Below are 22,957 nucleotides of genomic sequence, written 5' to 3' on the forward strand. Positions count from 1 at the left end.
TGTGGACACTCATCGTAAATATCTTCGTATAAGGAGGTGATCCAGCCCCAGGTTCCCCTAGGGCTACCTTGTTACGACTTCACCCCAGTCATGAACCACAAAGTGGTGAGCGTCCTCCCCGAAAGGTTAAACTACCCACTTCTTTTGCAGCCCACTCCCATGGTGTGACGGGCGGTGTGTACAAGGCCCGGGAACGTATTCACCGTGACATTCTGATTCACGATTACTAGCGATTCCGACTTCATGGAGTCGAGTTGCAGACTCCAATCCGGACTACGACGCACTTTTTGGGATTCGCTCACTATCGCTAGCTTGCTGCCCTCTGTATGCGCCATTGTAGCACGTGTGTAGCCCTACTCGTAAGGGCCATGATGACTTGACGTCGTCCCCACCTTCCTCCGGTTTATCACCGGCAGTCTCCCTGGAGTTCCCGACATTACTCGCTGGCAAACAAGGATAAGGGTTGCGCTCGTTGCGGGACTTAACCCAACATTTCACAACACGAGCTGACGACAGCCATGCAGCACCTGTCTCAGAGTTCCCGAAGGCACACCTGCGTCTCCGCTGGCTTCTCTGGATGTCAAGAGTAGGTAAGGTTCTTCGCGTTGCATCGAATTAAACCACATGCTCCACCGCTTGTGCGGGCCCCCGTCAATTCATTTGAGTTTTAATCTTGCGACCGTACTCCCCAGGCGGTCTACTTAACGCGTTAGCTCCGAAAGCCACGGCTCAAGGCCACAACCTCCAAGTAGACATCGTTTACGGCGTGGACTACCAGGGTATCTAATCCTGTTTGCTCCCCACGCTTTCGCATCTGAGTGTCAGTGTCTGTCCAGGGGGCCGCCTTCGCCACTGGTATTCCTTCAGATCTCTACGCATTTCACCGCTACACCTGAAATTCTACCCCCCTCTACAGCACTCTAGTTCACCAGTTTCAAATGCAGTTCCGAGGTTGAGCCCCGGGCTTTCACATCTGACTTAATGAACCACCTGCATGCGCTTTACGCCCAGTAATTCCGATTAACGCTCGCACCCTCCGTATTACCGCGGCTGCTGGCACGGAGTTAGCCGGTGCTTCTTCTGTTGCTAACGTCAAGATGCGCAGCTATTAACTACACACCCTTCCTCACAACTGAAAGTACTTTACAACCCGAAGGCCTTCTTCATACACGCGGCATGGCTGCATCAGGCTTTCGCCCATTGTGCAATATTCCCCACTGCTGCCTCCCGTAGGAGTCTGGACCGTGTCTCAGTTCCAGTGTGGCTGATCATCCTCTCAGACCAGCTAGGGATCGTCGCCTTGGTGAGCCATTACCTCACCAACTAGCTAATCCCACCTAGGCATATCTTGACGCGAGAGGTCCGAAGATCCCCCTCTTTGGCCCGTAGGCATTATGCGGTATTAGCCATCGTTTCCAATGGTTATCCCCCACATCAAGGCAATTTCCTAGGCATTACTCACCCGTCCGCCGCTCGACGCCCATTAACGCACCCGAAGGATTGTTAGTGTCGTTTCCGCTCGACTTGCATGTGTTAGGCCTGCCGCCAGCGTTCAATCTGAGCCATGATCAAACTCTTCAATTTAAGATTTTGTGACTCAACGAATACTGACTTCAAAACTAATATTCATGTAAACATGAACATGTAATTCTAAAGCTATTACCATTCCAACAGAATGGTAATGAATTGACTGTGCCAAAATTAAGTAAACTTAACTTTGTATTGGTCACTCAGTTCATTGAAATCAATTTTGTTACCGAAGTAACTGTTTTATCCAAAGGATAAAACGTTTTGATATTCATCAACGAGTGCCCACACAGATTGATAGGTTTAAATTGTTAAAGAGCTTTGCTTTCAGTGCCTTAGCACTTAAGCAGGACGCGTATAATACGCTTTCCACTTTGAAAGTCAACATAAAATACTAAGAAAACTTAGAACTCTATGGTGACTTGTCTAGAAACTAGACAAAGTCGAAATTAAAGCCTGGCGATGTCCTACTCTCACATGGGGAAACCCCACACTACCATCGGCGCTATTGTGTTTCACTTCTGAGTTCGGCATGGAATCAGGTGGGTCCACAATGCTATGGTCGCCAAGCAAATTTTAAAATTCGGAAAGCTTATCTAAAAGTATTTCTCTTCAAACGCATTCAAGGTCTGGTACATCTGAGTCCACAAAACCCCTTGGGTGTTGTATGGTTAAGCCTCACGGGCAATTAGTACAGGTTAGCTCAATGCCTCGCAGCACTTACACACCCTGCCTATCAACGTCGTAGTCTACGACAACCCTTTAGGGCACTTATAGTGCCAGGGAAAACTCATCTCAAGGCTCGCTTCCCGCTTAGATGCTTTCAGCGGTTATCGATTCCGAACTTAGCTACCGGGCAATGCCATTGGCATGACAACCCGAACACCAGAGGTTCGTCCACTCCGGTCCTCTCGTACTAGGAGCAGCCCCTTTCAATTTTCCAACGCCCACGGCAGATAGGGACCGAACTGTCTCACGACGTTCTAAACCCAGCTCGCGTACCACTTTAAATGGCGAACAGCCATACCCTTGGGACCGACTTCAGCCCCAGGATGTGATGAGCCGACATCGAGGTGCCAAACACCGCCGTCGATATGAACTCTTGGGCGGTATCAGCCTGTTATCCCCGGAGTACCTTTTATCCGTTGAGCGATGGCCCTTCCATTCAGAACCACCGGATCACTATGACCTGCTTTCGCACCTGCTCGAATTGTCATTCTCGCAGTCAAGCGGGCTTATGCCATTGCACTAACCACACGATGTCCAACCGTGTTTAGCCCACCTTCGTGCTCCTCCGTTACTCTTTGGGAGGAGACCGCCCCAGTCAAACTACCCACCAGGCACTGTCCGTAATCCCGATTCAGGGACCAACGTTAGAACATCAAAACTACAAGGGTGGTATTTCAAGGACGACTCCATCACATCTAGCGACGCAATTTCATAGTCTCCCACCTATCCTACACATGTAGGTTCAATGTTCAGTGCCAAGCTGTAGTAAAGGTTCACGGGGTCTTTCCGTCTAGCCGCGGGTACACTGCATCTTCACAGCGATTTCAATTTCACTGAGTCTCGGGTGGAGACAGCGTGGCCATCATTACGCCATTCGTGCAGGTCGGAACTTACCCGACAAGGAATTTCGCTACCTTAGGACCGTTATAGTTACGGCCGCCGTTTACCGGGGCTTCGATCAAGAGCTTCGACCGAAGTCTAACCCCATCAATTAACCTTCCGGCACCGGGCAGGCGTCACACCGTATACGTCATCTTACGATTTTGCACAGTGCTGTGTTTTTAATAAACAGTTGCAGCCACCTGGTATCTGCGACTCTCGTCTGCTCCATCCGCAAGGGACTTCACTGATAAGAGCGTACCTTCTCCCGAAGTTACGGTACCATTTTGCCTAGTTCCTTCACCCGAGTTCTCTCAAGCGCCTTGGTATTCTCTACCCGACCACCTGTGTCGGTTTGGGGTACGATTCCTTACAATCTGAAGCTTAGAGGCTTTTCCTGGAAGCATGGCATCAATGACTTCACTACCGTAGTAGCTCGACATCGTATCTCAGCGTTAGTAGTGGTCCGGATTTACCTAAACCACCCGCCTACATACTTGAACCTGGACAACCGTCGCCAGGCCCACCTAGCCTTCTCCGTCCCCCCATCGCAATTGTAAGAAGTACGGGAATATTAACCCGTTTCCCATCGACTACGCCTTTCGGCCTCGCCTTAGGAGTCGACTTACCCTGCCCCGATTAACGTTGGACAGGAACCCTTGGTCTTCCGGCGAGGGAGTTTTTCACTCCCTTTATCGTTACTCATGTCAGCATTCGCACTTCTGATACCTCCAGCATGCCTTACAGCACACCTTCAACGGCTTACAGAACGCTCCCCTACCCCACATACCCTAAGGTACGTAGCCGCAGCTTCGGTGTATAGCTTAGCCCCGTTACATCTTCCGCGCAGGCCGACTCGACCAGTGAGCTATTACGCTTTCTTTAAATGATGGCTGCTTCTAAGCCAACATCCTGGCTGTCTGAGCCTTCCCACATCGTTTCCCACTTAGCTATACTTTGGGACCTTAGCTGGCGGTCTGGGTTGTTTCCCTCTCCACGACGGACGTTAGCACCCGCCGTGTGTCTCCCGGATAGTACTTACTGGTATTCGGAGTTTGCAAAGGGTTGGTAAGTCGGGATGACCCCCTAGCCTTAACAGTGCTCTACCCCCAGTAGTATTCGTCCGAGGCGCTACCTAAATAGCTTTCGGGGAGAACCAGCTATCTCCAGGTTTGATTGGCCTTTCACCCCTAGCCACAAGTCATCCGCTAATTTTTCAACATTAGTCGGTTCGGTCCTCCAGTTGATGTTACTCAACCTTCAACCTGCCCATGGCTAGATCACCTGGTTTCGGGTCTAATCCTAGCAACTGTACGCCCAGTTAAGACTCGGTTTCCCTACGGCTCCCCTAAACGGTTAACCTTGCTACTAAAATTAAGTCGCTGACCCATTATACAAAAGGTACGCAGTCACACCACGAAGGTGCTCCTACTGCTTGTACGTACACGGTTTCAGGTTCTATTTCACTCCCCTCACAGGGGTTCTTTTCGCCTTTCCCTCACGGTACTGGTTCACTATCGGTCAGTCAGTAGTATTTAGCCTTGGAGGATGGTCCCCCCATATTCAGACAGGATATCACGTGTCCCGCCCTACTCGTTTTCACTGATTATGAGATGTCGACTACGGGGCTATCACCCTTTACTGCGGCACTTTCCAGAGCCTTCGTCTGTCTCATTAAAAGCTTAAGGGCTAATCCAATTTCGCTCGCCGCTACTTTCGGAATCTCGGTTGATTTCTCTTCCTCGGGGTACTTAGATGTTTCAGTTCCCCCGGTTTGCCTCCTGTTGCTATGTATTCACAACAGGATACTTGCTTATGCAAGTGGGTTTCCCCATTCAGGAATCCCAGACTCAAAAGGTTATTACTACCTAATCTGGGCTTATCGCAAGTTATTACGCCTTTCATCGCCTCTGACTGCCAAGGCATCCACCGTGTACGCTTAGTCACTTAACCATACAACCCGAAAGGGTCTTAGCGTATGGCAACTAACCAAGGTTTTTGGTTGTCATCAAGAAGGGTTAATTCTTGATGACTGTTTGCCGGACTCAATTTACTTTTTGTTTCCACTTTTAAAAAAAGTAGAATCAAAAAATGAACAATCATTTCTGATCATTCGAATACAAGACACTTGAATGTGTTTGTTGTGTTTATCTAATGAAAGATAAACATTGAGAACTTTTAAATTTGATTGAATTACTCGTAAGTAATCAATCAGTCAGCTTTCCAAATTGTTAAAGAGCATAAAGCAAAAAGCTTTAATCAATAACTTACGTTATTAATTAAAGCTCTGGCTTTAACTAAATCTAAACCATCAATCTGTGTGGACACTCATCGTAAGTATCTTCGTATAAGGAGGTGATCCAGCCCCAGGTTCCCCTAGGGCTACCTTGTTACGACTTCACCCCAGTCATGAACCACAAAGTGGTGAGCGTCCTCCCCGAAAGGTTAAACTACCCACTTCTTTTGCAGCCCACTCCCATGGTGTGACGGGCGGTGTGTACAAGGCCCGGGAACGTATTCACCGTGACATTCTGATTCACGATTACTAGCGATTCCGACTTCATGGAGTCGAGTTGCAGACTCCAATCCGGACTACGACGCACTTTTTGGGATTCGCTCACTATCGCTAGCTTGCTGCCCTCTGTATGCGCCATTGTAGCACGTGTGTAGCCCTACTCGTAAGGGCCATGATGACTTGACGTCGTCCCCACCTTCCTCCGGTTTATCACCGGCAGTCTCCCTGGAGTTCCCGACATTACTCGCTGGCAAACAAGGATAAGGGTTGCGCTCGTTGCGGGACTTAACCCAACATTTCACAACACGAGCTGACGACAGCCATGCAGCACCTGTCTCAGAGCTCCCGAAGGCACACCTGCGTCTCCGCTGGCTTCTCTGGATGTCAAGAGTAGGTAAGGTTCTTCGCGTTGCATCGAATTAAACCACATGCTCCACCGCTTGTGCGGGCCCCCGTCAATTCATTTGAGTTTTAATCTTGCGACCGTACTCCCCAGGCGGTCTACTTAACGCGTTAGCTCCGAAAGCCACGGCTCAAGGCCACAACCTCCAAGTAGACATCGTTTACGGCGTGGACTACCAGGGTATCTAATCCTGTTTGCTCCCCACGCTTTCGCATCTGAGTGTCAGTGTCTGTCCAGGGGGCCGCCTTCGCCACTGGTATTCCTTCAGATCTCTACGCATTTCACCGCTACACCTGAAATTCTACCCCCCTCTACAGCACTCTAGTTCACCAGTTTCAAATGCAGTTCCGAGGTTGAGCCCCGGGCTTTCACATCTGACTTAATGAACCACCTGCATGCGCTTTACGCCCAGTAATTCCGATTAACGCTCGCACCCTCCGTATTACCGCGGCTGCTGGCACGGAGTTAGCCGGTGCTTCTTCTGTTGCTAACGTCAAGATGCGCAGCTATTAACTACACACCCTTCCTCACAACTGAAAGTACTTTACAACCCGAAGGCCTTCTTCATACACGCGGCATGGCTGCATCAGGCTTTCGCCCATTGTGCAATATTCCCCACTGCTGCCTCCCGTAGGAGTCTGGACCGTGTCTCAGTTCCAGTGTGGCTGATCATCCTCTCAGACCAGCTAGGGATCGTCGCCTTGGTGAGCCATTACCTCACCAACTAGCTAATCCCACCTAGGCATATCTTGACGCGAGAGGTCCGAAGATCCCCCTCTTTGGCCCGTAGGCATTATGCGGTATTAGCCATCGTTTCCAATGGTTATCCCCCACATCAAGGCAATTTCCTAGGCATTACTCACCCGTCCGCCGCTCGACGCCCAACAAATCCTCCGAAGATTCAATGTTGTCGTTTCCGCTCGACTTGCATGTGTTAGGCCTGCCGCCAGCGTTCAATCTGAGCCATGATCAAACTCTTCAATTTAAGATTTTGTGACTCAACGAATACTGACTTCAAAACTATTCTTTATAAATAAAGAGTGTAATTTTAAAGCTATTACCATTCCAACAGAATGATAATGAATTGACTGTGCCGAATAATTTCTTTCTACAAGAGAAAGTCGTTAAACGTATTGGTCACTCAGTTCATTGAAATCAATTTGTTACCGAAGTAACTGTTTTATCCAAAGGATAAAACGTTTTGATATTCATCAACGAGTGCCCACACAGATTGATAGGTTTAAATTGTTAAAGAGCTTTGCTTTCAGTGCCTTAGCACTTAAGCAGGACGCGTATAATACGCTTTCCACTTTGAAAGTCAACATAAAACTCTAAGAAACTTAGAACTCTATGGTGACTTGTCTATTAAATAGACAAAGTCGAATTTAAAGCCTGGCGATGTCCTACTCTCACATGGGGAAACCCCACACTACCATCGGCGCTATTGTGTTTCACTTCTGAGTTCGGCATGGAATCAGGTGGGTCCACAATGCTATGGTCGCCAAGCAAATTTTAAAATTCGGAAAGCTTATCTAAAAGTTATTTCTCTTCAAACGCATTCAAGGTCTGGTACTTCTGAGTCCACAAAACCCCTTGGGTGTTGTATGGTTAAGCCTCACGGGCAATTAGTACAGGTTAGCTCAATGCCTCGCAGCACTTACACACCCTGCCTATCAACGTCGTAGTCTACGACAACCCTTTAGGACACTTATAGTGCCAGGGAAAACTCATCTCAAGGCTCGCTTCCCGCTTAGATGCTTTCAGCGGTTATCGATTCCGAACTTAGCTACCGGGCAATGCCATTGGCATGACAACCCGAACACCAGAGGTTCGTCCACTCCGGTCCTCTCGTACTAGGAGCAGCCCCTTTCAATTTTCCAACGCCCACGGCAGATAGGGACCGAACTGTCTCACGACGTTCTAAACCCAGCTCGCGTACCACTTTAAATGGCGAACAGCCATACCCTTGGGACCGACTTCAGCCCCAGGATGTGATGAGCCGACATCGAGGTGCCAAACACCGCCGTCGATATGAACTCTTGGGCGGTATCAGCCTGTTATCCCCGGAGTACCTTTTATCCGTTGAGCGATGGCCCTTCCATTCAGAACCACCGGATCACTATGACCTGCTTTCGCACCTGCTCGAATTGTCATTCTCGCAGTCAAGCGGGCTTATGCCATTGCACTAACCACACGATGTCCAACCGTGTTTAGCCCACCTTCGTGCTCCTCCGTTACTCTTTGGGAGGAGACCGCCCCAGTCAAACTACCCACCAGGCACTGTCCGTAATCCCGATTCAGGGACCAACGTTAGAACATCAAAACTACAAGGGTGGTATTTCAAGGACGACTCCATCACATCTAGCGACGCAATTTCATAGTCTCCCACCTATCCTACACATGTAGGTTCAATGTTCAGTGCCAAGCTGTAGTAAAGGTTCACGGGGTCTTTCCGTCTAGCCGCGGGTACACTGCATCTTCACAGCGATTTCAATTTCACTGAGTCTCGGGTGGAGACAGCGTGGCCATCATTACGCCATTCGTGCAGGTCGGAACTTACCCGACAAGGAATTTCGCTACCTTAGGACCGTTATAGTTACGGCCGCCGTTTACCGGGGCTTCGATCAAGAGCTTCGACCGAAGTCTAACCCCATCAATTAACCTTCCGGCACCGGGCAGGCGTCACACCGTATACGTCATCTTACGATTTTGCACAGTGCTGTGTTTTTAATAAACAGTTGCAGCCACCTGGTATCTGCGACTCTCGTCTGCTCCATCCGCAAGGGACTTCACTGATAAGAGCGTACCTTCTCCCGAAGTTACGGTACCATTTTGCCTAGTTCCTTCACCCGAGTTCTCTCAAGCGCCTTGGTATTCTCTACCCGACCACCTGTGTCGGTTTGGGGTACGATTCCTTACAATCTGAAGCTTAGAGGCTTTTCCTGGAAGCATGGCATCAATGACTTCACTACCGTAGTAGCTCGACATCGTATCTCAGCGTTAATAAAAGTCCGGATTTACCTAAACTTTCCGCCTACGTACTTGAACCTGGACAACCGTCGCCAGGCCCACCTAGCCTTCTCCGTCCCCCCATCGCAATTGTAAGAAGTACGGGAATATTAACCCGTTTCCCATCGACTACGCCTTTCGGCCTCGCCTTAGGAGTCGACTTACCCTGCCCCGATTAACGTTGGACAGGAACCCTTGGTCTTCCGGCGAGGGAGTTTTTCACTCCCTTTATCGTTACTCATGTCAGCATTCGCACTTCTGATACCTCCAGCATGCCTTACAGCACACCTTCAACGGCTTACAGAACGCTCCCCTACCCCACACACCCTAAGGTACGTAGCCGCAGCTTCGGTGTATAGCTTAGCCCCGTTACATCTTCCGCGCAGGCCGACTCGACCAGTGAGCTATTACGCTTTCTTTAAATGATGGCTGCTTCTAAGCCAACATCCTGGCTGTCTGAGCCTTCCCACATCGTTTCCCACTTAGCTATACTTTGGGACCTTAGCTGGCGGTCTGGGTTGTTTCCCTCTCCACGACGGACGTTAGCACCCGCCGTGTGTCTCCCGGATAGTACTTACTGGTATTCGGAGTTTGCAAAGGGTTGGTAAGTCGGGATGACCCCCTAGCCTTAACAGTGCTCTACCCCCAGTAGTATTCGTCCGAGGCGCTACCTAAATAGCTTTCGGGGAGAACCAGCTATCTCCAGGTTTGATTGGCCTTTCACCCCTAGCCACAAGTCATCCGCTAATTTTTCAACATTAGTCGGTTCGGTCCTCCAGTTGATGTTACTCAACCTTCAACCTGCCCATGGCTAGATCACCTGGTTTCGGGTCTAATCCTAGCAACTGTACGCCCAGTTAAGACTCGGTTTCCCTACGGCTCCCCTAAACGGTTAACCTTGCTACTAAAATTAAGTCGCTGACCCATTATACAAAAGGTACGCAGTCACACCACGAAGGTGCTCCTACTGCTTGTACGTACACGGTTTCAGGTTCTATTTCACTCCCCTCACAGGGGTTCTTTTCGCCTTTCCCTCACGGTACTGGTTCACTATCGGTCAGTCAGTAGTATTTAGCCTTGGAGGATGGTCCCCCCATATTCAGACAGGATATCACGTGTCCCGCCCTACTCGTTTTCACTGATTATGAGATGTCGACTACGGGGCTATCACCCTTTACTGCGGCACTTTCCAGAGCCTTCGTCTGTCTCATTAAAAGCTTAAGGGCTAATCCAATTTCGCTCGCCGCTACTTTCGGAATCTCGGTTGATTTCTCTTCCTCGGGGTACTTAGATGTTTCAGTTCCCCCGGTTTGCCTCCTGTTGCTATGTATTCACAACAGGATACTTGCTTATGCAAGTGGGTTTCCCCATTCAGGAATCCCAGACTCAAAAGGTTATTACTACCTAATCTGGGCTTATCGCAAGTTATTACGCCTTTCATCGCCTCTGACTGCCAAGGCATCCACCGTGTACGCTTAGTCACTTAACCATACAACCCGAAAGGGTTTCTATTTGTTTTCACCTTAAAAAGTGAAGACAAATAAGCGTATGGCAACTAACCAAGGTTTTTGGTTGTCATCAAGAAGGGTTAATTCTTGATAACTGTTTGCCGGACTCAATTGTGAATCAAATAAATTTGATTCGAATACAAGACACTTGAATGTGTTTGTTGTGTTTATCTAATGAAAGATAAACATTGAGAACTTTTAAATTTGATTGAATTACTCGTAAGTAATCAATCAGTCAGCTTTCCAAATTGTTAAAGAGCATAAAGCAAAAAGCTTTAATCAATAACTTACGTTATTAATTAAAGCTCTGGCTTTAACTAAATCTAAACCATCAATCTGTGTGGACACTCATCGTAAGTATCTTCGTATAAGGAGGTGATCCAGCCCCAGGTTCCCCTAGGGCTACCTTGTTACGACTTCACCCCAGTCATGAACCACAAAGTGGTGAGCGTCCTCCCCGAAAGGTTAAACTACCCACTTCTTTTGCAGCCCACTCCCATGGTGTGACGGGCGGTGTGTACAAGGCCCGGGAACGTATTCACCGTGACATTCTGATTCACGATTACTAGCGATTCCGACTTCATGGAGTCGAGTTGCAGACTCCAATCCGGACTACGACGCACTTTTTGGGATTCGCTCACTATCGCTAGCTTGCTGCCCTCTGTATGCGCCATTGTAGCACGTGTGTAGCCCTACTCGTAAGGGCCATGATGACTTGACGTCGTCCCCACCTTCCTCCGGTTTATCACCGGCAGTCTCCCTGGAGTTCCCGACATTACTCGCTGGCAAACAAGGATAAGGGTTGCGCTCGTTGCGGGACTTAACCCAACATTTCACAACACGAGCTGACGACAGCCATGCAGCACCTGTCTCAGAGCTCCCGAAGGCACACCTGCGTCTCCGCTGGCTTCTCTGGATGTCAAGAGTAGGTAAGGTTCTTCGCGTTGCATCGAATTAAACCACATGCTCCACCGCTTGTGCGGGCCCCCGTCAATTCATTTGAGTTTTAATCTTGCGACCGTACTCCCCAGGCGGTCTACTTAACGCGTTAGCTCCGAAAGCCACGGCTCAAGGCCACAACCTCCAAGTAGACATCGTTTACGGCGTGGACTACCAGGGTATCTAATCCTGTTTGCTCCCCACGCTTTCGCATCTGAGTGTCAGTGTCTGTCCAGGGGGCCGCCTTCGCCACTGGTATTCCTTCAGATCTCTACGCATTTCACCGCTACACCTGAAATTCTACCCCCCTCTACAGCACTCTAGTTCACCAGTTTCAAATGCAGTTCCGAGGTTGAGCCCCGGGCTTTCACATCTGACTTAATGAACCACCTGCATGCGCTTTACGCCCAGTAATTCCGATTAACGCTCGCACCCTCCGTATTACCGCGGCTGCTGGCACGGAGTTAGCCGGTGCTTCTTCTGTTGCTAACGTCAAGATGCGCAGCTATTAACTACACACCCTTCCTCACAACTGAAAGTACTTTACAACCCGAAGGCCTTCTTCATACACGCGGCATGGCTGCATCAGGCTTTCGCCCATTGTGCAATATTCCCCACTGCTGCCTCCCGTAGGAGTCTGGACCGTGTCTCAGTTCCAGTGTGGCTGATCATCCTCTCAGACCAGCTAGGGATCGTCGCCTTGGTGAGCCATTACCTCACCAACTAGCTAATCCCACCTAGGCATATCTTGACGCGAGAGGCCCGAAGGTCCCCCTCTTTGGCCCGTAGGCATTATGCGGTATTAGCCATCGTTTCCAATGGTTATCCCCCACATCAAGGCAATTTCCTAGGCATTACTCACCCGTCCGCCGCTCGACGCCCATTAACGCACCCGAAGGATTGTTAGTGTCGTTTCCGCTCGACTTGCATGTGTTAGGCCTGCCGCCAGCGTTCAATCTGAGCCATGATCAAACTCTTCAATTTAAGATTTTGTGACTCAACGAATACTGACTTCAAAACTAATATTCATTCGCTCTTTCGAAAAAGATTGATGAACATGTAATTCTAAAGCTATTACCATTCCAACAGAATGGTAATGAATTGACTGTGCCGAATAACTACAAGTAGTTAAACGTATTGGTCACTCAGTTCATTGAAATCAATTTTGTTACCGAAGTAACTGTTTTATCCAAAGGATAAAACGTTTTGATATTCATCAACGAGTGCCCACACAGATTGATAGGTTTAAATTGTTAAAGAGCGCTAGCGTTTTGTGATTTACATCTCAGTCGCTAGGGGTGCGTACTATACCTGCACCACTTAGAGAGTCAAGGGTTATTTTCAACTCCTTTTTCTCTACCGATTTCGCTGTGTGACTTTCGTCTCACTCCGTGTCGGTGAGGCGGCATTATAGAGAGATCGACATAGAGCACAAGGGCTTTTTTGAATAAAAGTTTCGTTCGCCTAAAAAGCCACCAGATCCGCATTTTTCGAATAAAAACTAAACATTTGAGACGTATCACAGCAATACATTGGCAAAATGGAAACCATGAACGTAAGATTCATGTATCTATTTTGTTAAGAGTAGATGCGTCTATTTCGTTTATTAATATGTAGTATTCCGATATGAACTCAAAAAAATCGATGTTGTTAATTGTCGCACTAGCTGTTCTAGGTGGCATTGTTTTCTCTCAGGTAGATATATCGCCTGCAATTACCTTTATCCTTGGTGTCTTGACTTCCGCTTTTGTTGTTAACTTTTCAAGCACCGACTCAAAATCAGATTCAGAACCTAAGGCATCAACAAAAACACTTTATGTAGGTAACCTTCCATACAAAGCGAATGAGTCACACGTACGTGAATTATTCTCAGAGTATGGTGAGGTATTTGCAGTACGCTTAATGAAAGACAAACGTACTGGTAAAAGAAGAGGCTTTGGATTTGTTGTAATGGCTAGCAATGATGTGAATCATGCTATTTCAGAACTTAACGATAAAGATTACATGCAACGAACTTTAAAAGTGCGAGTTGCAAATGATCCTAAACATCCAGAAACGGACGAAGCTGAACTGAGCTAAATCCTAACTGCTTTAACATGCTATTTAGTGCACTTTCTTTCTTAGGAAGTGCACTACAAAAAACCTCACGCACTCCCACTTCTTTATCACTACTTTCCAAATCCAATAAATCTTGAACTCGCTTCGCAATCGCTTTACCAGAATCAATCAATAAAACACTCTTACCTAAGACTTGTTGAATCTCTGATTTTATCAGCGGGAAATGTGTGCATCCTAAAACGGCTACATCAATTGTATTGATCATCGGTTGAAGGATGAGTTGCAGCTCTTCAAGGTCAATCGTCTCCCCCCTGAGTTTATCTTCGGCCATATCCACCAGCCGAGTAGAACCTAACAGTTCGACTCTTTTATTACTCGAGAAGTTTTTGATGAGCTCGTGTGTGTATTCACGAGTAATCGTTGCGGGAGTAGCAATAAGACCCACCGCTTTATTGGCCAGTAGGGATGCAGGTTTGATTGCCGGAACAACGCCAACAATTGGGATTAGATTATTAGCACGCAGTGTAGGTAAGACAATCGTACTTGCGGTATTGCAGGCTATTACTACGATATCAATAGCGTGGCTAGCCACAAAGCTAGCGACGATACTTTGGACTCTGCGGACAAGAACTTGTTGATCGAGTTCACCGTATGGGTAAGCCTCGTTATCGAATACATAAGTATAGTTATGATTCGGTAGTAACTGGCTTATCTCCTTATATACAGATAGGCCACCCACTCCAGAATCAAAGACCAATATATTTTTTTGTAGACTATCCGACACAACGATTACCTATAATAAGTTTCGCTGCAATGATACTCCTTCGCTTAGTTTTCGCCAATCCTCACTCTATATAATGCAAGCTTGATAACGTTGATGAACAAAGCGCTCACCTTGCTCTACATTTTCTAGATCTATCTTGAGCTTACCTTTAAAGCATGGCGCTGACATCACTAAGGTATGGAACTCACCATCTTCGCCACATGGATCGACATGACTCGGTAAACTGTCTATTAGTTCAAGCGTGTATTTTTTCCCGCAATAGCTCATGTCTAATGCATCGCTATCGACCGTGACGAGAAAGGTTTCGATTCCTCTGTCTATTATTTCACTCGCAAGTGCCTGACTGCTCTCTCCCATGAGAGGGAACACACACTCCCAACCAGTGGGTTCTATATAGCTTCTTCGATAATCGGCAATGCCATTACAAAACATGTCTCCAAACGCGACCGCATCGATTGATAAGCCAGAACCTTTAAGTGCGGAGACAATGGTACTTTGATAAATCTCATTACTAGGAAACACTTCCGGGAGCTCAATCGTGATGAGTGGCAAACCGACTAATTGCGCCTGCATGGCAACCACATCAATGGGAGTCACTTGGAAAGGAACTTCATCTCCAACATATGTCGTGTATAGAGCGACAACTTCATATTCGGAGCTTTCAAGTAGACGCTCTAGCGTTAATGTCGAGTCTTTACCTGACGACCAACTTATGACGACTTTCTTTTTCATTGATATACCCAATAAGAAAAAACCGCCCGGAGGCGGTTTAGGTGTAAATTAGAATTGGTAAGCTACGTTCAAGTAGTAAGCACGCTCTGCGGCTGGGTACCCTAAAGCCGTTTCGTAGTCTTCATCAAGTAAGTTATCAACACGAGCACTGATCGTAGTGTTCTCATTAGCATAATAGCTAACAGCAGTGTCAACCAATGAATAAGATGGGAGAGTTACATCACTATATGGCCATGTCCCGTAATCAACATCAGGTCGCTTACCTACATATTGATAGCTTATAGACCAATCGACAACGTCAAATGCCACCAATGCATTCCACTTATACAGTTCTTTTGCTCGTCGCTGCAGCTGTTTACCATCATCACCTTCTGCATCTTTATAATCAGCACTCAACTGGTGTTGCACAATGCCCGTATCAAACTCGGCAGTCAGCTCTACACCTTGAATATGCGTCTCACCGTCAACGTTGATGTACTTATATGTTGTTGGGTGGTAATCGATTAGATTGGTGATCTTGTAATCGTATCCAGTTAATGTCCAATATACGTCTTTCACTAGACCATAGAAGCCCACCTCAATCGCATCAGACTCTTCTGGCTTAAGATCTTGAGTTCCGTAAGACGGATCATACTGTTGGTAAAGGTTTGGAGCTTTAAAAGCTGTACCGTATGAAGCTTTCATACCAAATTCTGGAATAAATTGATAACCAGCCCCGACGTTATATGTCGTTTCTGTACCAAATTCTTCATTGTCATCGACTCTTGCACTTGCTTCTAAAGTTGCAGAATCAACAGTGACTGAAGATAGGCCGAATACTGCCAAGTTAGAACGGTCGAATGTTTTATTCGCATTCTTATCTACATATGACTCATCGCGCCAATCAACGCCACCAGCTAACACAACATTCTTGTTCAATTTATAGCTATTGACCCACTGAACATTGTTTTGTTCTAATTCGTCTTGAGTTCCAGAAGTTTTGCTTTCACCAAATTGATAATTCCAAGAATCTTGGCTTTGTACTGTTGCTTGCATCTCAGAGTGTAATTGGCTGCCTTGATAAGTACCACCAATAGACACTGATAAATCGTCTTTTTCAGACTCCATATAGCTACGTGTACTATATGTATTGTCATATTGGTAAATATTCTCATAAGCACGAACATTACCAAATACACTGAATTGTTCATTCAACTTATGAGTATAACCAATCAAACCATTCAACGTTTCAAAGCCATGGCGGTCGCCATCATTTAAGCCAGGTACGGGCTTAACATTGTAGCCTTCATCGCTCTCATGGCTAATAGCAAGGTTTAACTGACCATTTTCAGAAGTCGCAACGCCGGATGCTAGACTAAGTTCTTGATAATCTAAGCTACCCAAACCAGCACTCAATGTTGTTGACTCATCCGTCGCACGAGCAATCGTAATAATGTTGATTACACCACCAATTGCTTCAGAACCGTATAAAGAAGCTCTAGCTCCTCGTACATACTCGATTCTCTGAACATAACTCAATGGGATCTGGTTGAAATCTACTGCACCTTTTGCTGCACGAGCAAAACGAACACCATCAACTAAAACGAGGACTTGATCAGAACTTGTTCCGCGAACAAATATAGAAGCGAGCTGTCCTCTACCACCATTTTGAGTAATCTGGATCCCTGTTAATCTTCTCAACACCTCTGGGATTGTTTTAGCTTGTGTTCTTTGAAAATCTTGGCGAGTAACAACTTCAACATCAGTTAATGTCGCAGTGGCAGACTGCTCAAAACGGTTAGCCGTTACTACCATGGTTTCGTCAGTAGATGCTTCTTGGGCGTGTAAATTGGAGATAGGTGAAAGCAGCGATGCTACAGCAACCGCTAAAAGGGATTTGTTCATGTTGTGATCCTAAATCGCGTAAATTCCTACCAAACCACATTGTATGGTTTAGCTACTGGCAGGTATTCGGACTCAAGAGCACAACCTTATGGTTACCTAATATTCGACTTCCCACAAAAAGCTATTTGCAGTGTCTTATGAATATTCGTTCTCTTTTACCGCTGCGCGTCAGTTCTGGATTCACACCAGATTCCCTCTTCAGCCATCTATACATCCAAATGGCACCAGCTTGCGGGAGATAGTATTAACCTATGAATCATTTGTCTAGTCTAAGATAGTTATAAGCTATAGTTTTCATGCTCGATTTACATTGAATGGCTCTCAACACTGGACAAGCGCCTGTGATTGAATAAAATCTGCGCTCTTGATTTAAAAGCACGACAGCAAAAAGGCATAACAATGGCGAATTTAGATGTAAACCCGCAACGCTACCAAGAACAACTAGCAGAAAAGACTGAGCGTCTTACTGAAATGTTCTCACAATACGATGTGCCTGAGTTGGAAGTGTATGAATCTCCAGAACAACACTACCGCATGCGTGCTGAATTTCGTGTGTGGCATGAAGGTGACGATATGTATTACGTCATGTTCAATCAAGAGACCAAAGAAAAATACCGTGTAGACCAGTTTCCAGCAGCTAGCCGTCTTATCAACGACTTAATGCCTCTACTAACAGATGCAATGAAAGAGAACCACTCTCTACGCCACAAGCTATTCCAAGTAGATTTCCTTTCTACACTAAGCGGCGAGATTTTGGTGTCACTGCTTTACCACCGTCAGTTGGGTGAGCAATGGATTCAAGATGCTAAAGCGCTAAAACAGCAATTGAACGATGAAGGTTTTAACCTAAACCTGATTGGCCGTGCGCGTAAGATGAAAATCGTACTAGACCGCGACTACGTAATAGAAAAGCTAGACGTGAATGGTGACAGCTACATCTACCAACAAGTAGAAAACAGCTTTACTCAACCAAACGGTAAAGTAGCAGAGAAAATGCTGGAATGGGCTGTCGACTGTACTCAAGACAGCAAAGGTGACTTGCTAGAACTTTACTGTGGTAACGGTAATTTCTCATTAGCACTGGCACAAAACTTTGAGCGTGTACTAGCAACTGAACTAGCGAAGCCATCTGTTGAATCTGCTCAGTACAACATTGCGGCGAACAAGATTGATAATGTTCAGATCATTCGTATGTCTGCGGAAGATTTTACCGTAGCAATGGAAGGTAAGCGTGAATTCCGCCGTCTGCAACAGGCGAACATCGATCTGAAGAGCTACAACTGCAACACTATCTTTGTTGATCCACCGCGCTCAGGTATGGATGTTGATACTTGTAAGATGGTGCAAGGCTACGAGCGTATCATGTACATCTCTTGTAACCCTGAGACATTGAAAGAGAACCTAGACATCCTAAGCGAAACACACGACATCACTCGTTTTGCTCTATTTGACCAGTTCCCTTACACGCACCACATGGAAGCCGGTGTATTCCTTGAGCGTAAAGCGTAAATATCGCTCTCTAGGTCGCACAGCAGATACAAAAAAACGAGCCAATTGGCTCGTTTTTTTATTTATACGTTGGTTTAAGCGGTTTTACCGATAAAGCCTAGCTTCTTACCTACCCAAGCGAGTAGCAGCATAGCGACAATAATCGCAAAGAAGTTTGAACCTGCATCAGGGTGTTGTGCTTTCACAAAAGCCGAGTGGCCAAATGCACCTACAAAGAAACAAGCTAAACCCACTAATGGAATATCTTCAGATACTGGATTCGTGAGGTATTCTTGGTAAAGCGCTTGTACAGCCAAAACTAACGCAATCAGTGGGAAAATAGAGAAGCCCACTTCGCTCATTGTTACCCAAGATAACAGTGCATCACCACACACACCTGCAACAACAGCAAGTACGAGTGTCTTTCTTTCAGAACCACGGTTTACAGTATTTTTTTCATTCGACATTATTCAATCCCGCCTTTTAATCGGTTACGTTCACGTTCTTTACGATACCAAAAAGCACCTTTGGCCATCATTCGCAATTGCATGATCAAGCGATCAGCCAATTCATCTCGCTGACGTCGATCTAAATCTAATGCTTCTGCCCCTGAGTTGAAGACCAAAATGACGGAGGCTTCAGCTTGAGTAAAAGCTTCATCTCGTGTCATGCCAGTCGTTATCAAATATTCGGTTAACTCAGCAGAGAAGTGCTGTATCTCACGAGCTACCGCAGCACGAAACTCAAAAGAGGTTCCTGAGCGCTCTCGCAATAACAGTCTGAATACGTTTGGGCTGCTTTCAATGAACTCCATAAAGGTTTCAACCGAGGTACGAATCACACTGCCTTCTTTTACTATGCGTTGCCTAGCTTGACGCATTAGCTGACGCAACAGTAAGCCACCTTCATCAACCATGGTTAAGCCAAGCTCATCCATGTCTTTGAAATGACGATAAAAGGAAGTCGGCGCTATTCCAGCCTCACGAGCAACTTCTCTCAAGCTTAGGTTGGAAAAGCTACGATCGGCACTGAGCTGGCTAAATGCTGCGTCGATTAAGCTGCGACGAGTTTTTTCTTTTTGCTGCGCGCGAATGCCCATTGGTTTCATACTTTATCAAACTCTTCTTTTACAGCCTAAACAGGCATGCCTAATACTCTGTTCAATATAACGCGAATCACATATTTATATAAGGCACTCTGGTTATATAAGACACTAAACACACCTCTTTGTTCACGTACCGAAGTAAATACGTTCGAAGAAAAAATTTCAATATCCACACTGTCATTTGGAGACATACGACATACCAAATATTATTTTTTCGATAACACTGCGTGATCCCACCGACTCTCTGATGCCCTTTTCATGTACCCAAGAACAGAATCAGTTAAAATCTCGCTAAAGCAATGTTAATCAAATATAACAAGGAAGATATCTATGCCGCACTCCAACCACTTTGATGTAATCGTAATTGGTAGTGGCCCCGGAGGAGAAGGGGCAGCGATGGGATTAACCAAAGCCGGGTTGAACGTTGCAATCATTGAAAAAGAGAGCAGCGTTGGTGGTGGTTGCACCCACTGGGGAACGATTCCTTCAAAAGCGCTACGTCATGCAGTAAGCCGCATCATTGAATTCAATAGCAACCCGCTGTTTTGTCAGAATAATAAAAGCATTCACTCAACGTTCTCCAACATTCTGGGGCATGCTAAGTCAGTCATCGACAAACAGACTCGATTGCGTCAAGGCTTCTACGACCGTAACCAGTGCACATTAGTGTTTGGTACTGCGCGTTTTATCGATACCAACACCATCTCTGTCATGCAGAGCGATGGTACTGAAGAACATTACAGCGCAGACAAATTTGTTATCGCAACAGGTTCTCGCCCTTATCAGCCAGACAACGTCGACTTTCTGCATGAACGTATCTACGACAGCGACTCGATTCTTTCTCTTAAACACGACCCTCAACACATCATCATCTATGGTGCTGGCGTTATTGGTTGTGAATACGCTTCAATCTTCCGTGGTTTAGGCGTTAAAACCGATCTTATTAATACTCGCGATCGCCTGTTGTCATTCTTAGACAATGAAACCTCGGATGCTCTGTCTTATCACTTCTGGAACAGCGGCGTTGTTATTCGTAACGATGAAACCTTTGAGAAAATTGAAGGTACTGACGATGGCGTGATCATTCACTTAGAGTCTGGTAAGAAAATGCGTGCCGACTGTCTACTGTATGCCAATGGCCGAACGGGTAATACTGACAAGTTGAATCTTGGTGCCGTTGGCTTAGAAGCGGACTCTCGAGGACAAGTATCAGTCAACAGCAACTACCAAACCAGTGTTGAACATGTTTACGCTGTTGGTGATGTGATTGGTTATCCTAGCCTAGCAAGTGCTGCTTATGACCAAGGTCGATTCGTGGCTCAAGCCGTGGTGAAAGGTGAAGCAGAACGACACCTTATCGAAGACATCCCAACAGGTATCTATACTATTCCTGAGATCAGCTCTGTCGGAAAAACAGAACAAGAGCTTACCGCGGCTAAAGTACCTTATGAAGTGGGACGATCTTCATTCAAGCACTTAGCTCGTGCTCAAATCGCAGGTAAAGATATTGGTAGCTTGAAGATACTTTTCCATCGTGAAACTAAAGAGATTTTAGGTATCCACGTGTTTGGTGAGCGTGCTGCTGAGATCATCCACATCGGTCAGGCAATCATGGAACAGAAAGGCGAAGCAAATACCATCGAGTACTTTGTGAATACGACCTTCAACTATCCAACAATGGCCGAAGCTTATCGCGTCGCAGCGCTGAACGGACTTAACCGTTTGTTCTAAACAAAGAACCAATAGGACTATTTGACCACCTGTAGGCCAAATACATAAACAGCAAGCCATGAGCTTGCTGTTTTTATTTAAACTACTGAATTATATAGTCATGCTAGCAATTAGTTCATGATGTTCCAAATGCCACTTTACCTGCACAGCTTCTCTTTTTCGCTCCCTGAACTAATCTATCTAATCTATCTAATCTATCTAAGCTAAGCTAAGCGAGAAACTCACCTTTCTTCCACTGAGAGATAAATAGAACACCAAGACCAATGCCGCGCATTGCCATAAAGCTCAACATTGCTAGCCACAGCGCATGGTTCTCTAAACCTGATGCTAAGTAGAAAATCGCAAAGAAACTGCAGGTGGCCACAAACATACTGTTACGCATATCTTTGCCTTTGGTAGCGCCCACGAAAATACCGTCTAGCAAGAAGCACCACATAGAAACTAGCGGCATCGCAATCAGCCATGGCAGATATACCTCAGCCTGACTCTTAACCTCTGGAATTGTAGTAATCATATTAATCAAACTAGACCCAACAATCGCGAACGCTATGGTCAGTACCAAACAAATATTGAAGCTCCAGAAGAAAGTGCCAATCAAAGACTGATTTAACTCTTCTTTATCTCTCGCGCCAATCGCCTTTCCGACCATAGCTTCCATTGCATAAGCAAAACCATCCATCCCATAAGAGATGATCATCAAGAAGCTCATCAATACCGCATTGGCCGCCACCACATCATCACCAAAGCTTGCACCTTGGAAGGTCATAAAAGTGAAAGTCGCTTGCAGACAAAGCGAGCGCAGAAAGATATCGCGATTCAGTTTCACGAAACGACTCAAACCTTGGCTGGTTTTCTTAAGCAGATCCCATGGCGATGGTAACTGCTTCTTTGTCCAGATTCGATAAACACAAACCAAGCCAAACGTTAGCCCGGCATAATCTGCTATCACCGATGCCAATGCCGCACCTTCAACTTGCCATCCAAGGCCAATCACAAAAACGATATCCAAAACGATGTTGGTGATATTAGTGATAATCACCATCCACATTGGCGCTTTAGCATTTTGGGTTCCGAGCAACCAACCTAAAATTACAAAGTTAGTTAGGGCAGCAGGCGCACTCCAGGCACGGATAGAGAAGTACTGCAGGCCATAATGTTTGACTTGATCGCTGGCACTGCTCAATGAGAAAACCGCATCCGCAACAAAGCTATGCAATAGCAAAAAGACACCAGCAAACCCTAGTGCCATGGTCACGCCTTGCACAAAGACTAAACCAAGTTGCTTGCCATCGTTCGCCCCATAAGATTGCGCGGCCAGTCCAGTCGTCGACATTCGTAGGAAACCAAGCAACCAAAAGGTCACGCTGATCATAGTGCCACCCAAAGCGACACCACCTAAATACCAAGAATGCTCTAAGTGACCGATAACCGCAGCATCGACTAAACCCAGTAGAGGAACCGTAATATTGGAAAGAACCATCGGGATCGCGAGCAACAACACTTTTTTGTGCATCGCCTGATTGGATAGCGTTTGAAAAATAGTTTGGGGATTAAATAGCTTCACGATCACCTCTTTGATTAGAGGCGATAGTTTAACCTAGTGAGTGTGCTTTCACTATGTTGTGTACTTTGTATATTGGTTAGCTTTTTCCAAACTATCTGTTGA

9 protein-coding genes, 7 rRNA genes and 1 riboswitch are annotated in these 22,957 nt (G+C 46.3%); of the genes, 3 read left to right on the top strand and 13 right to left on the bottom strand.

What is annotated here, in order from left to right; translation table 11 throughout:
• Positions 1–29: 29 nt before the first annotated feature.
• The 7 genes from AC3CIA_RS15090 to AC3CIA_RS15120 all read right to left on the bottom strand — a co-directional run bounded on the left by AC3CIA_RS15090 (position 30) and on the right by AC3CIA_RS15120 (position 12,493).
• Positions 30–1,584, bottom strand: a 16S ribosomal RNA gene (locus AC3CIA_RS15090).
• A 397-nt stretch (positions 1,585–1,981) separates the two neighbouring features.
• A 5S ribosomal RNA gene (rrf, locus tag AC3CIA_RS15095) occupies positions 1,982–2,097 on the bottom strand.
• 97 nt (positions 2,098–2,194) lie between these two features.
• Positions 2,195–5,088: ribosomal RNA gene (locus AC3CIA_RS15100) — 23S ribosomal RNA — on the bottom strand.
• 395 nt (positions 5,089–5,483) lie between these two features.
• Positions 5,484–7,038: ribosomal RNA gene (locus AC3CIA_RS15105) — 16S ribosomal RNA — on the bottom strand.
• Positions 7,039–7,443: 405 nt separating this feature from the next.
• Positions 7,444–7,559: ribosomal RNA gene (gene rrf, locus AC3CIA_RS15110) — 5S ribosomal RNA — on the bottom strand.
• A gap of 98 nt (positions 7,560–7,657) precedes the next feature.
• Positions 7,658–10,551, bottom strand: a 23S ribosomal RNA gene (locus tag AC3CIA_RS15115).
• A 387-nt stretch (positions 10,552–10,938) separates the two neighbouring features.
• Positions 10,939–12,493, bottom strand: a 16S ribosomal RNA gene (locus AC3CIA_RS15120).
• The 16S, 23S and 5S rRNA genes sit together here, the layout of an rRNA operon.
• A 642-nt stretch (positions 12,494–13,135) precedes the next feature.
• Between AC3CIA_RS15120 and AC3CIA_RS15125 the strand changes: the two genes are divergently transcribed.
• On the top strand, positions 13,136–13,588 hold the full coding sequence (locus AC3CIA_RS15125) for an RNA recognition motif domain-containing protein (RefSeq protein ID WP_372287486.1): 453 nt from the start codon (positions 13,136–13,138) through the stop codon (positions 13,586–13,588).
• Here the strand turns inward: AC3CIA_RS15125 and murI are convergent.
• Genes murI through btuB form a run of 3 tightly spaced genes read right to left on the bottom strand, consistent with a single transcriptional unit; the run spans position 13,551 to position 16,967 of the window.
• Positions 13,551–14,357 (bottom strand): glutamate racemase, encoded by an 807-nt coding sequence (gene murI / locus AC3CIA_RS15130; protein ID WP_488518905.1) that lies wholly within the window; start codon positions 14,355–14,357, stop codon positions 13,551–13,553. The two genes, AC3CIA_RS15125 and murI, sit on opposite strands and share 38 nt — an antisense overlap.
• Positions 14,358–14,417: 60 nt before the next feature.
• Positions 14,418–15,083 (bottom strand): Dph6-related ATP pyrophosphatase, encoded by a 666-nt coding sequence (locus AC3CIA_RS15135; protein WP_488518274.1) that lies wholly within the window; start codon positions 15,081–15,083, stop codon positions 14,418–14,420.
• A 48-nt stretch (positions 15,084–15,131) separates the two neighbouring features.
• The gene (btuB, locus tag AC3CIA_RS15140; protein WP_054548338.1) at positions 15,132–16,967 is read right to left on the bottom strand and encodes a TonB-dependent vitamin B12 receptor; all 1,836 of its coding nucleotides are present in this window, start codon (positions 16,965–16,967) and stop codon (positions 15,132–15,134) included.
• A 40-nt stretch (positions 16,968–17,007) separates the two neighbouring features.
• Positions 17,008–17,211: riboswitch (cobalamin riboswitch) on the bottom strand.
• A gap of 155 nt (positions 17,212–17,366) precedes the next feature.
• On the opposite strand from btuB, the gene trmA reads away from it, so the two are divergent.
• Positions 17,367–18,476 carry a tRNA (uridine(54)-C5)-methyltransferase TrmA gene (gene trmA / locus AC3CIA_RS15145; RefSeq protein ID WP_054548339.1) on the top strand — a complete coding sequence of 370 codons (1,110 nt, stop codon included), beginning with the start codon at positions 17,367–17,369 and terminating at the stop codon, positions 18,474–18,476.
• Between the two features lie 74 nt (positions 18,477–18,550).
• On the opposite strand, the gene AC3CIA_RS15150 is transcribed toward trmA, so the two are convergent.
• On the bottom strand, positions 18,551–18,922 hold the full coding sequence (locus tag AC3CIA_RS15150; protein WP_054548340.1) for a YijD family membrane protein: 372 nt from the start codon (positions 18,920–18,922) through the stop codon (positions 18,551–18,553).
• Positions 18,922–19,563 (bottom strand): HTH-type transcriptional repressor FabR, encoded by a 642-nt coding sequence (gene fabR / locus AC3CIA_RS15155; RefSeq protein ID WP_004736697.1) that lies wholly within the window; start codon positions 19,561–19,563, stop codon positions 18,922–18,924. The genes AC3CIA_RS15150 and fabR overlap by 1 nt, the downstream gene beginning before the upstream one ends.
• 327 nt (positions 19,564–19,890) lie before the next feature.
• On the opposite strand from fabR, the gene sthA reads away from it, so the two are divergent.
• Positions 19,891–21,291: a Si-specific NAD(P)(+) transhydrogenase gene (gene sthA / locus AC3CIA_RS15160; RefSeq protein WP_004736699.1), complete on the top strand. Its 1,401-nt coding sequence runs from the start codon at positions 19,891–19,893 to the stop codon at positions 21,289–21,291.
• Positions 21,292–21,499: 208 nt separating this feature from the next.
• On the opposite strand, the gene dinF is transcribed toward sthA, so the two are convergent.
• Entirely contained in the window at positions 21,500–22,855 is a 1,356-nt protein-coding gene (gene dinF, locus AC3CIA_RS15165) for an MATE family efflux transporter DinF (protein ID WP_488518275.1), read from the bottom strand.
• Positions 22,856–22,957 lie beyond the last annotated feature (102 nt).

Source organism: Vibrio sp. QJM3NY_27 (assembly GCF_057785955.1).